Source organism: Haloglomus irregulare (assembly GCF_007421925.1).
In the GTDB taxonomy this organism is placed as follows: Archaea; Halobacteriota; Halobacteria; order Halobacteriales; family Haloarculaceae; genus Haloglomus; species Haloglomus irregulare.
Map to the genome: position 1 here is coordinate 17,330 of NZ_QMDX01000021.1, position 10,913 is coordinate 28,242.

Below are 10,913 nucleotides of genomic sequence, written 5' to 3' on the forward strand. Positions count from 1 at the left end.
CCCGAACGCGTCAGATTTCGGTGATTCGCTCGTACTCCTCCGGGAGCGCGGCCGCGTCCTCGGGGAGGAGGGCGACCAGCAGGTAGTCGGTGTAGTCGGTGAAGTAATCGACCACGGCGGCGATTCGGTCGGAGTCGATGGCCTCGAGCGAGTCGAGGAGCATGAACGGGAGTTCCCCGTACACCTCGTGTGCCAAGTAGCCCGCCAGGGCGAACACGAGACCGGTCACCTCCCGTTCGCTCTCAGAGAGATGGTCGATGGTATCCTCATACGAGACGCCCGACGCCGAGGTTCGGATGACATGGAGTTCGAAGCCCGCCCTGTCGATCTTCTGCCGCCCCTCGCGGACCTCGCGCTCGACACGTTCGAGCCAGATGCGGTCGAGGTTCGTGTAGTCGAGGATGCCGAGGAGGTTCTCCATGTGCTCGTTGAACTGTTCGACGACGCGACGGTCAAGACGTTCGATTTTCGTCCGGAGCGACTCTATCTCACCGTTCAGTTCCTCACGCTCGGCCTCCAGGTCCTGCTGCTGGGCGATACGAGCCTCCAGCGCCTCGACCTCGTCGTTCACCTGCTCGAGGTTCGTCTCGAGCCGGCCGAGTTCGTACTCAAGCTGGTTCGCCTCCTTGTGCAGGTCGAGGATGGTGTTGTCCTCGGCCGCCTCCAGCTCCTCTATCTCGGCCTCCAGCGCCTCGATCTCGTGCATCACTTCGTCCCGTCGGTCCTGCAGCCGTTCGACGTTCGCCTCCCCCTGCTCGATCTCCTCGGCGATCTCGGAGCGCCGGCGCTCGATCCGATTCTGCTCTCGCTGTGCACGCTCGAACTCCCGTTTCTGCGATGTCAGCTCGTCGAGCTGGTCCTCAAGATCGCTCACCTCGTTCACCCTCGACTGGCTGCGGTCACGGAGGTGGTCCAGGGTAGTCTCGAGTTGCTCCTGCTCGACCTGACTGCCACAGGTCCAGCAGGTGAGTTCCTCGTCGTCCAGTAGCTGGTCGGTGAGATCGTCGTCACCGTCCGCATCGGCGGACGGGGCGTCGAAGGCCATCGCCGCATCGTCCTCCAGCATCTCCTCGTTGAACCCGATGACACTCTGGAGCTCGTTGATCTCTCGTTCCACCGCCTCCTTCTGTTCCCTGAGACGCTTGATCTCCGACTCGACCTCCTGAAGCTCGCCCGTCGGGAGATCCGGGAGATTGGCCTCCTCGTCCTTGAGCTCCTTACGTTCCTGTTTCAGCGCCTCGAGGCTCTCGCGCTCGGTTTCGAGGTCGTACCGGATGTCGTCGAGCGTCGAGCGTTTCGCTCGGAGGTCCTCGAGCTGGGACTCCAGTTCGGATTTCTCCTCCCGGACCTCCTCCACGTCCGCGTCCGCGGCCTCCAGCTCGGCTTCCTTCGCCTCGAGGCCCGCCTTCGTCTCCTCGATCTCGTCCTCCAGCCGTGCCTGCTCCGCCTCCAGTTCCGGAAGCTCCTCCTTCAGGGAGTCGATCTCCTCGAGTTCCTCCTCGATGGATTCCCGCTCCCGGACGAGCCGCTGTATCTCCGATTCGATCTCAGCGGTGTCGACCGGCCGCATGATGAGCTCGCGGAGGTCTACCCCCGCGGTGACGGCTCGGCGCGCCTCGTTGGATTTAATGAGGAACGCGAACAGGTCCGCCAGCGTCGGGTCCTCCAAGAACGGGCGCCCGTCGGTGACGATGCTGGTCCCCTGACGGCGCAGGTGCCTAGTGTACGCCTCCTCGCCGAGCGTGAGTTCGACCTCGGCCTCGTCGGCGTCACCCTTGATGCTGACGTTCTCGCTCCCGAGCGCCGCCATCACAGCCTGCAGGAACGAGGTTCGGTTGGTCGCGTTCCGCCCCACCAAGAGCGTTACACCGGGCGAGAACATCACTGAAGAGTCTTCTATCCCGCCGATGTTCTCGACGTGAACCTTCGCCGCCGAGTACTTGCTTTGATTTAATGGCATTACATTAAAGTGGACCTTGCAATTTATATACCTACTGCTTCTATCCGGTGAGGCGGCCGAAAAATAACAGACGTACGTTTGTTATCTAATACATCTACGTTGCGCACTCGCAGCCCCCTTCCTCAATGAGGGTGGTGAACGATTGCTGTGTCCCGCAGTCCTCACAGACGACACGGAGATCGAGAATGATGCGGGACTCACCGAGCGAGATTTCTCCCGCGGACTGAAGACTCTCTAGGCGGTCCTCAGCGACGGTGACGAGACGAGTACGGAGGCGCCGGACGGTCTCGACCGCCTTCTGACGCCGATTCACCTCGTCCGTCTCCTGTTCCACTCCGCGATGCTCCTTGAGATACGTCCGGATGGCTTGGTAGGAGACGAAATCTGACCGGAGCGCGTCGATATCAATCCCCTGTCGTTCCAGCCGCCGTTCGGCACGTCTCCGGTCGCCAGAGCTGACCGCATCGTCCGTCAGAAGGTAGTACGTGTTCTCAATCTCCCCCTCGAGAACGGCGTCACCGGCATCCCGGAGCACCGCTTCGAGCAGTCGCTCGTTGAACCGTGTCGCCAAGTCACGGAGGCTCGCCCGCTCGTCCGGATCCGTCGCCGTCCAGGCACGCTCCAGCTCGTTACCGAGTTCAGCCAGCTCGTACTCCTCCAGCAGGCGCTCAACCTTGCCTCGCCGTCCGCCCCCGTCTGTCCGTATTCTGTCGCGCATACTACTCAACAGAACGTGACCCCGAATGAATCATTCCCCGGAGTCGGCGGTCGGCGAGGAGAAATCTCGGCGACACCGGGAGCTGGTCCTCACTGGAGACATCGATAGAGGCAATCCAGTGGACACCCACGGCGACTGCTTCACAGGGCAGCTTCCACAATAAGCGTGCGATTGTTATTTTAGAACCACCGCCGATTCTGTCGCCAAAGGAGACGCGCTCTGGTATATCTGAACAAGAGGGAAGCGACTGGGCGTACACCTCTATTCCACATTATATCAAGATACCAGGTTAAAATAGCCGTAAGAAGCGGCGACACCGCCCACACACTCACTCTCGTCGTCGGTGTCGCTGCCAACGGGGAAGCGAGGGCCTATCCGCTCGGCGCGTTCCCAGAGGGCGGGCTCGTGAACGACGAGGTTGGTGGCCGACCGGTCGTCGTCGCGTCGCGACAGCCCAGCACGCCGATGACGTACACACGACTCGCCGACAGGAACAGCTACCGGTTCACGCGCGTGGACGCCGACCGCATGCGAGGGGCGAGAACGACCTGGACGTGCGCCAGAACTGCCCGGATTTGGTCGTCGAAGTAGTCGTGCTCGCCGCGCCCAATCGCGCGGATCGTCTCGGGCCTGACGCCGGCCTCGGCCCCGATATCGACGTGCTGCTCTCACTCGTACCGGGAGTTGAGTTCGCGCGCGACAGCGAGGATGGCGACTTCTCAATCGTGGGGCGACAGCCTGCAGTCGTCCCACAGCGTCGAACTGTACAACATGTACGACCGCAGAATCGACGGGTTGTTCGCCATCGTGGTGAAGATGTGGCACTCGGCGAGCGCTTCCTCGTCCAATAGCGACTGGTACGCGTCTGGCAGGTCCGACTGGCTGACCGAAGGCACACGGGCCATACTGATGTGAACCATGTCGAACTACGAGAAACCAGCGTCAGATTCCGCTCGGGAAGTCGACTCTCGCCGATAATCGGATAGCGCCGTCAGTCCCGGCGCTCGTCAAAGGAGAACTCAGTGCCACATACCGTGCAGTAAGAGACAATGCTCCCGCCGTCGTATGAGTGAATCCCGTGCAGCGTCTCGGCCTCGCAGTTCTCACATCAAGTCAGCCACTCTGTCACCGAGGCACTGGAGGCGGGGACCGGGACACCCAGTGTGATGGCCCGAACCCACTCGTCTGAACGGTTCCTCCCGCACTGGAATTCCCCCGGAGCGAATCGGATGACCTCGTCCGGGCCGAGGACAGCGGACTCGCGGTCCAAGGTGCATTCGAAGGTCACGGTCCCCTCCAGAACGTAGAACACCTTTCTTAATCGTGGTGGGTGTGGAGGCCGCCGGAGAACTGCTCGCCCGGTTGAAATTCGTAGTACACCACCGCGAGGTGGTCGGTGTCGAGGATGTCACTCAATTACTGTCGGACCGAGTTCACCCCGGCTCGTGGAGGTCATTCGGGACGGTGTTGACGGTGACCTTCTCCATGTGGCTCGCTCACAGGCAGCGATTTTATCTGTACCGGTCAGGACGAAAGCAGGAGCGACGCGTCGGCCGGGGGGAACGCCCGAGATTCCGTTCAGGCGAGACCGATTTTCTCTTGATACGCTCTGTGTCGCTCCTCAAAGATCTCCATGATTTCGCTCATCGTGGCATAGGCCCTCACCGCGTCGATGATATAGCGCATCACGTTCTCACCGGCCTCGATGGCTTCGTCCAGCGCGTTGAGGCACGCCACACGCGATGTCCATCAGGTCCAGTCCGAGTTGGTCCATGATAGGCTCAGCGGCCTCCTTCGCGTTGTCGATGTCGAGTGACTCTCGGCCGCCGAGGAAGTTGTCCGGGTCAATAGAGCCACGTAACACATCCGCGTCGATGATAGTCAGATCGTCACCGCCCTGCGCATAACACGTCGGCCTGGGGTCAGCGCCAGCGCTCTGCGGGGCGACCCGGAGGCGGTCTGTTTCCGCCTTAATCCACCCGACGGAACCGCCCTTGGACTTGACTTGCAAGCCATCATAATTCATCAGCCAGAAGCGACGTCAATATGCAGGCATTTGTTGCATGAGAATATATGCCGGGGGCAGATGATGTATAACCGAAACCGCTCTTACCATTCGAATAGACTGCTGGTAGATTCAATTATAGTAAATAACTATGTTCCGAGTAGCAATATAAGATTTACTATTTGTGGATAAACTTGCCAGTTTACAACCGAAGCCCTTGCGGCGGCTGTAGCCCTTCTAATTCACCATCAAGCGGGTTACAGCCGGCGTCCAGCGGCAAATACGCAGAGGACATAAAAAGCCAATAACGAAATCCACTTCGGTGCATCGGAATACCGTACGACTGCCACCGGTGGGCTATACAATTAGTGGATAATCTCTTAGGCGCTCGCACGTGGTTAATCCCATATTGTCTACTATTAGCAAAAGAAATATCAGGACCAGCCCTCATTATCACCCATAGTGCTTGCAAATTCACCATCCAGACAGGTCAAATCAGTTCAGAAGGCACTCGAGTTGCTCGGCCATCTGCAGGAATTTGGCCACGCAACGCCAAAGCAATTAACGAAAGAGTTGAGCCTCTCCAAGAGTTCCGTACATAATTACCTCGCAACGCTCGAAATGAACGGATATGTTGAAAACGATGACGGAATGTATCGACTTGGTCTACGATTCTTAACACACGGGTCGGCAGCAAAAAGTATAATCGGAAATAAACGCCCGATTACGCGAGCGATTGGAAGGCTAGCTGAGGAGTTCTCCCAGCCGATCTGGTGGATAACCGAGGAAAACGGGCGTGGATACTTTATCGAGGGAGAGGCTCCCGACGATGCCAGTAAGATGTACGGACGCCTCGGTAAACGGTCGTACCTACACACACATGCACCGGGAAAGGCTATTCTTGCACTCTGCTCTCGGAAGTATGTCGAACGAATATCCGAGTACCACGGGCTTCCGGAGCAGACACCCAGAACCACGACTGATATCGATGCGTTGCAGGAGGAACTGACCGGAATCCGGAATCGTGAGTTCGCGGTCAGCGAGGGGGAGAACATCTTGGGGATTCTCTCAGTCGGTACCGCGTTTGAGGACGGGGACGGTCAGCGTCACGCTATTGGAGTGTTCGGCCATTCACGAAACTTCGCGGGCAATCGCACCAATAATATTGGGCGACAACTCGTCAGTCAAGTTCGCGAACTCGAACGAATACTCGCCGATGGGGGCCAGTGACATGGCAGCCGACCCAGACTCCACTAACTCTCTCGGGGTATTTTTAGAGCGTCAGGCAGACGAACTCGGTGACGACCCGTTCGTTTCGTTTGACGGTGAGCGGTTCTCCTACGACGAGGTCAACCGGCGAGCGAACGCCATTGCAAGTACATTGCGTGCGGGCGGTACGGCCCGGGGGGATGTCGTCTGCCTGTACATGTACAATTGCCCGGAGTTCCTGTTCACGCTTTTCGCCCTCGCAAAGCTCGGAGCCGTCGCAGCCCCAATCGATACGCGGTTCTCTGGCGATGCCCTCGCACATGTGTTCAGCGAGACGGACTCGGACGTAGTGCTTATTGACGATAACACGGAGTCAGCATATGATGCGGTTCGCAACGACCCAGTAAGTATCAGTTCAGAGTTCTTCGTCGGTCAGGAGAGAGCGACGGAACCGTACCGAAAGTTCGACTCGCTCTATGACGGCGATGAGTCGACACCCCCGGACATTAGCGTTGAGCCGTCGGACCCGTGCTCGGTGCTCTACATTCAGCGCTACCAACGGACCCATCCACAAGGTGTTGTCCTTCCGCACTACTCGTACCTGAATACCGGGCGGACATCATGCAACGACCTCTTAGAACTCTCCGACGACGACTGCATCTTCACGACCTTACCGCTGTACAGCAGTTACCCGATGCAGATCGGCGTCACTGGGGCGCTGGTTGCAGGAGCCGAGTTCGCGTTCGAGAAGCAGTTCGATAGCGACCGCTTCTGGGACTGGATTCGGCAGTACGACGCGACGGTGTTTCTCTACCTCGGTAGGATGCTATCAGTCCTGTACAATCAGGGAGAACGCGGCGAAGATAATCAAAACCCGGCGTTATACGCCCTGGGACACGGGTTTGGGTACGAAACCGACGAAAGCATGATTGCCAGCTTCGAACGCCGATTCAACATCACCGTTCTTGAAGCGTATGGTATCACACCGACCGCGACCCTGGCGACGGCGAACGATGCGGACAACCGTCGGCTCGGTAGTGTCGGCTCACCTACTGGCGATGCGCACATAAAAATTGTTGATGAGAACGACTGGGAGGTCCCAACGGGAGAGACCGGAGAGATACTCGTACGCCCTACTGAGCCGAACGCCATGTTCCAAGAGTTCTACCAGGACGCCGAACTCACTGCTGGTGTGTGTCGGAACCAGTGGATCCATACCAACGATATCGGTTACGTCGACAAAGACGGCTATCTTTATTTCGTTGCGAGTAAGCGAAACACGATTCACCTCGGACGTGTCGCCGGGCGAATCTCATCACTTGAAATCGAGAGCGTCATTAAGTCGCACCCTGACATCTCTGATGTCGTGGTGTTGGGCGTGACGGACAGTTCCGGCGAGGAGATGATTAAGGCCGCCGTCGTCCCTCACGAGAGGAACACGGTGAGCCCGATCACCGTCAGCGAACACTGCGAGAAACAGCTGACATATCATAAACTCCCACGATACATCGAAATTCGGGACGAACTCCCGCGGTCCGCGTCCGGCAAGATAGAAAAAAACCTGCTTCGGGACACCTCGTCCGAGAGCACATGGGATCGGAAGAACGGGTACGAACTGAACCGATAACAACCACGTAGAGGGTTGGTGGCCGGATAGTCCCGATATCGTTCTGACCGCGGCACGCCGCCCGGGCGCGTGCTGATAGATCTAATACGATATATTTGCGCCGCGAAGGCATCCTCAAAGCGGTGGAGTTACAGCGGATCCTCGCCCTCAATGATTCGCAGCGCCCAGTCAACCATCGTCGGAACACGCTGCCGCATCTTCGGATACATCGGATTGTCGGAATTCCCCTTGAGATATCTCCGGTAGAACATCTCACAGATACCGGCCAACTTGTAGATCGCGAGTGCGCGGTAGAACCGGTCATGCTCGAAGGTGGTTCCGGTCGCCTGCTCGTACCGGTTCACGAGGGCTGCCTTGGTGGGGTACCCCTCTTGCCGTGTGAATGTTGGAATGAGCTCTGGAATCGCACAGTCGTCGTCATCCGCGTCCTGCCAGTAGGTGAGTAACCAAGAGAGGTCTGTCAGTGGGTCGCCGAGCGTGCTCATCTCCCAGTCGACGATGGCCGCGATTTCCGGCGACCCGTTCGGCTCGAAAATGACGTTATCGAGCTTATAATCGCCGTGCACCAGCGTCGAGGGTGAGGACTCCGGAATATTCTGGTCAAGCCACTCCCGAACCGGTTTGAGGGATGGGATTTCGCGCTCCTCGGCGGTGATTTCGCGCGCCCAGTCGAACTGCTCGCGCCAACGACTGACCTGTCGGGTCAGGAACCCATCGGGACGACCGAAGTCAGTGAGACCGACCGCCTCTACGTCGACGGAGTGAATTTCCACGAGCCGGTCGATCAGTTCCTCGGCGATAGCCCGGCGCGCATCGGCGCTTGAGAAGCGCTCTATCTCATCGTTCCGCAAGACCGGACCCTTGATACTTTCCATAATATAAAACTCACTCCCTATGACAGAGTGGTCAGCACACGCCAGAACGGTCGATGGAACCCGAACGTCTGTGCCCCCGAGCGCGTCCATCACGTGATACTCACGCAAAACGTCGTGAGCGTTTTTAGCCGTCTCGCCAGGCGGTGGCCGACGTAGCACGAGGTCGTGGCCGTTCCACGCCACGAACAGGGTCTCGTTCGAGTGACCGCCGGGGAACCGTTCAATCTCATATGTTTCCGCGGGGCCGAGTTCAGCGGTCAGGCGCGTTGAGAGCGCCTCCGAGTCAACCAGCTGACTGACCTTCTCTTCGGAACTCATATGTCTAATGCTATTGATATTCCGTAGTCTCGTGGCTGAGTGCGACTCATTTCTGTCATACTCTGCTCTTCTCTCGACGCGAGCCCACTAAACTATATGGGTGGAGTCGGCACATTGGATATGGAGTACAACGACTCCGATGCTGGACGTGCACTCGGTGAGCGCGCACGGGAGTTCATGGACGAGATTGTCCTACCGGTCGAGAGGGAGCACAGTGGCGATGGGCCAGTCTCCGATGCTATCATCGAGGAACTCCGGCAAGAGGCCCGTGAGCGCGATGTTTACTGTCCGCAGATCAATAAAGAGCACGGGGGGCTCGGCTACGATTTCCGCGATGTCCTTCCGTTGTTCGAGCAGGCGGGTCGGTCATTGCTCGGTGGGCCCGCGATGCGTGTTGCGGCCCCCGACGAGGGGAACATGCATACTATCGAACTCGTTGGAACGGATCAACAGAAGCAGGAGTGGTTGGAGCCGCTCGTCGCCGGTGAAATCGATTCCGCGTTTTCGATGACCGAACCCAGAGGCGGCGCCGGCTCCGATCCGAAGATGATGCAAACGGTCGCAGAAAAGGACGGCGACGAGTGGGTAATTAACGGCCACAAGTGGTGGACCACACAGGGCTCGGAAGCGGACGTATTCATTGTGATGGCCCGAACGGACATGGATGCTCACCCGTACGAGGGAACGAGCCTGTTTCTAGTGCCCGCGAACATGGATGGTGTCGAGATTGTCCGTGACATCCCTCACCTCGGCCCCTCTATCGTCCATGAGAGCCACGCGGAGGTCAAGTACGACAACGTCCGCATTCCCGAGGAGAACCTGCTCGGAACCGAGAACGAGGGATTCACTCACGCGCAGGAGCGACTCGGCCCCGCCCGTCTCACACATTGTATGCGCTATTCCGGGATGGCACGGCGTGCACTCGAAGTGGCGAAGGCGTACCTCTCGGACCGAACAGCGTTCGACAGTACCCTTGCTGACAAGCAGGGCCCGCGATTCGCCATCGCCGAAGAGGAGGTTCAACTCCACGCTGCCGGGACGATGGTCCGGGATGCTGCCGTCAAAATCGCTGCGGGCGAGCGCGCGCGACACGAGGTGTCGGCTTGTAAAGTGTTCACTGCGAACGCCTGTCAGGATGCTATCGACACTGCACTGCAAATGTGTGGCGGTAGTGGCATCTCGAAGGACCTCCCGATTGCGGATTTCTACGAATCCGTTCGCGCCTTCCGACTCGTCGACGGCGCAGATGAGGTACACAAGCGGACGCTCGCCCGGGCCGCATTCGAAGATGTTGCGACCGAGGAACTGACAAACCTTCCCGAATTCGGCCAATAGCGGGGGCTGAATCGCCATTATCGAGGATAATAACGCTCAACCGACCCTTCTCAAACTCGAATCCACAGTCAGCCCCCGAACACGATACGGATACGACCGACACTAAGGCGAATAAGGGACGTCGGCGCCCAGAAGAACCGAGCCCAGACCTGCTACGCCAATCGCGAACCCAGCGACGGCCTCGCCGATACCGAACTGATCAACGCGCAGCAGTAGTACAGTCGTGGGCGCAAACATGACTGCGTTTGCATTATACCGAAAAAACCAGGCTATGGGGGACCTCCCGGGTAGTGCTGTTCGCTTACGACTGACCCCGAACGGCCGCCGTGATATCACCTGATAACACCTTCTTACCGGTCTGCCTCGTGACGAAGATGTCGGCGTCAACCGGTTTATTATCCGCGCCAATGACTTCGCCATCGATGATTTATATCCCCGGGCCAGACGCGAGCAGTGAACCGGGTGCGAAACTCGCCGAGGTTCGCGAGTCCGAACCAGTTGGCGAGAAACTGTCCAGCACACCCGGCCGTGAGCATCCCCTGACCGAACACGCCAGGGTTCCCGAGCGCTTTCGCGTAGCGTTCATCGTAATGGATGGGATTGAAATCGCCACTCGCGCCGGCATATCGGACGAAGTCCTGTGGCGTGAGTCCCTCAATGACCGTTGTCGGGCCCATATCTTCGACGTTCGGAGCGGTGGTCGAATTGATACTGCCCCTTTGACGAACGGTCATCCGTGTTGGGATAGCATCGTGTTCCGACCGTCTACCACTCGGGTCATCCGCACTAACGCCTCGGTCGGTTTCGATGACTATCTTGATACAGCGAGAGAATCCCGTCGTTCACGGCGGGCGTGAATCGCGTGC

At 58.6% G+C, this 10,913-nt stretch carries 11 protein-coding genes; 3 read left to right on the top strand and 8 right to left on the bottom strand.

All coding sequences use genetic code 11. The features are described from left to right. Positions 1-10 precede the first annotated feature (10 nt). The 6 genes from DP107_RS17720 to DP107_RS21545 all read right to left on the bottom strand — a co-directional run bounded on the left by DP107_RS17720 (position 11) and on the right by DP107_RS21545 (position 4,704). Positions 11-1,960: an archaea-specific SMC-related protein gene (locus DP107_RS17720; RefSeq protein WP_144263445.1), complete on the bottom strand. Its 1,950-nt coding sequence runs from the start codon at positions 1,958-1,960 to the stop codon at positions 11-13. Between the two features lie 94 nt (positions 1,961-2,054). Further along, positions 2,055-2,678, bottom strand: coding sequence for a rod-determining factor RdfA (gene rdfA, locus DP107_RS17725; protein WP_144263446.1), 624 nt, complete (start codon positions 2,676-2,678; stop codon positions 2,055-2,057). A 719-nt stretch (positions 2,679-3,397) separates the two neighbouring features. Then, the gene (locus DP107_RS17735; protein ID WP_144263447.1) at positions 3,398-3,583 is read right to left on the bottom strand and encodes a hypothetical protein; all 186 of its coding nucleotides are present in this window, start codon (positions 3,581-3,583) and stop codon (positions 3,398-3,400) included. 203 nt (positions 3,584-3,786) lie between these two features. Then, on the bottom strand, positions 3,787-3,990 hold the full coding sequence (locus tag DP107_RS21540; RefSeq protein WP_394348555.1) for a cupin domain-containing protein: 204 nt from the start codon (positions 3,988-3,990) through the stop codon (positions 3,787-3,789). A gap of 266 nt (positions 3,991-4,256) precedes the next feature. Next, positions 4,257-4,415 carry a hypothetical protein gene (locus tag DP107_RS17740; protein WP_144263448.1) on the bottom strand — a complete coding sequence of 53 codons (159 nt, stop codon included), beginning with the start codon at positions 4,413-4,415 and terminating at the stop codon, positions 4,257-4,259. Beyond that, on the bottom strand, positions 4,372-4,704 hold the full coding sequence (locus DP107_RS21545) for a hydantoinase/oxoprolinase family protein (RefSeq protein WP_144263449.1): 333 nt from the start codon (positions 4,702-4,704) through the stop codon (positions 4,372-4,374). The genes DP107_RS17740 and DP107_RS21545 overlap by 44 nt, the downstream gene beginning before the upstream one ends. Positions 4,705-5,145: 441 nt before the next feature. Between DP107_RS21545 and DP107_RS17750 the strand changes: the two genes are divergently transcribed. Then, positions 5,146-5,913 carry an IclR family transcriptional regulator gene (locus DP107_RS17750; RefSeq protein ID WP_144263450.1) on the top strand — a complete coding sequence of 256 codons (768 nt, stop codon included), beginning with the start codon at positions 5,146-5,148 and terminating at the stop codon, positions 5,911-5,913. Position 5,914: 1 nt separating this feature from the next. After that, positions 5,915-7,519 carry an AMP-binding protein gene (locus DP107_RS17755; protein ID WP_185977385.1) on the top strand — a complete coding sequence of 535 codons (1,605 nt, stop codon included), beginning with the start codon at positions 5,915-5,917 and terminating at the stop codon, positions 7,517-7,519. Between the two features lie 128 nt (positions 7,520-7,647). On the opposite strand, the gene DP107_RS17760 is transcribed toward DP107_RS17755, so the two are convergent. Beyond that, positions 7,648-8,712 (bottom strand): phosphotransferase family protein, encoded by a 1,065-nt coding sequence (locus DP107_RS17760; protein ID WP_144263452.1) that lies wholly within the window; start codon positions 8,710-8,712, stop codon positions 7,648-7,650. Between the two features lie 120 nt (positions 8,713-8,832). Between DP107_RS17760 and DP107_RS17765 the strand changes: the two genes are divergently transcribed. Further along, positions 8,833-10,047 (top strand): acyl-CoA dehydrogenase family protein, encoded by a 1,215-nt coding sequence (locus tag DP107_RS17765; RefSeq protein WP_144263453.1) that lies wholly within the window; start codon positions 8,833-8,835, stop codon positions 10,045-10,047. 395 nt (positions 10,048-10,442) lie between these two features. Here DP107_RS17765 and DP107_RS21550 read toward each other — a convergent pair whose 3' ends face one another. After that, positions 10,443-10,781, bottom strand: coding sequence for a MaoC/PaaZ C-terminal domain-containing protein (locus tag DP107_RS21550; protein ID WP_144263454.1), 339 nt, complete (start codon positions 10,779-10,781; stop codon positions 10,443-10,445). Positions 10,782-10,913: the final 132 nt, after the last annotated feature.

Coding starts and splice junctions, on each gene's coding strand:
- DP107_RS17720 (WP_144263445.1), bottom strand. CDS start 1,960: ATGCCATTAAATCAAAGCAAGTACTCGGCGGCGAAGGTTCACGTCGAG.
- rdfA (WP_144263446.1), bottom strand. CDS start 2,678: ATGCGCGACAGAATACGGACAGACGGGGGCGGACGGCGAGGCAAGGTT.
- DP107_RS17735 (WP_144263447.1), bottom strand. CDS start 3,583: ATGGCCCGTGTGCCTTCGGTCAGCCAGTCGGACCTGCCAGACGCGTAC.
- DP107_RS21545 (WP_144263449.1), bottom strand. CDS start 4,704: ATGAATTATGATGGCTTGCAAGTCAAGTCCAAGGGCGGTTCCGTCGGG.
- DP107_RS17755 (WP_185977385.1), top strand. CDS start 5,915: ATGGCAGCCGACCCAGACTCCACTAACTCTCTCGGGGTATTTTTAGAG.
- DP107_RS17760 (WP_144263452.1), bottom strand. CDS start 8,712: ATGAGTTCCGAAGAGAAGGTCAGTCAGCTGGTTGACTCGGAGGCGCTC.
- DP107_RS17765 (WP_144263453.1), top strand. CDS start 8,833: ATGGAGTACAACGACTCCGATGCTGGACGTGCACTCGGTGAGCGCGCA.
- DP107_RS21550 (WP_144263454.1), bottom strand. CDS start 10,781: ATGACCGTTCGTCAAAGGGGCAGTATCAATTCGACCACCGCTCCGAAC.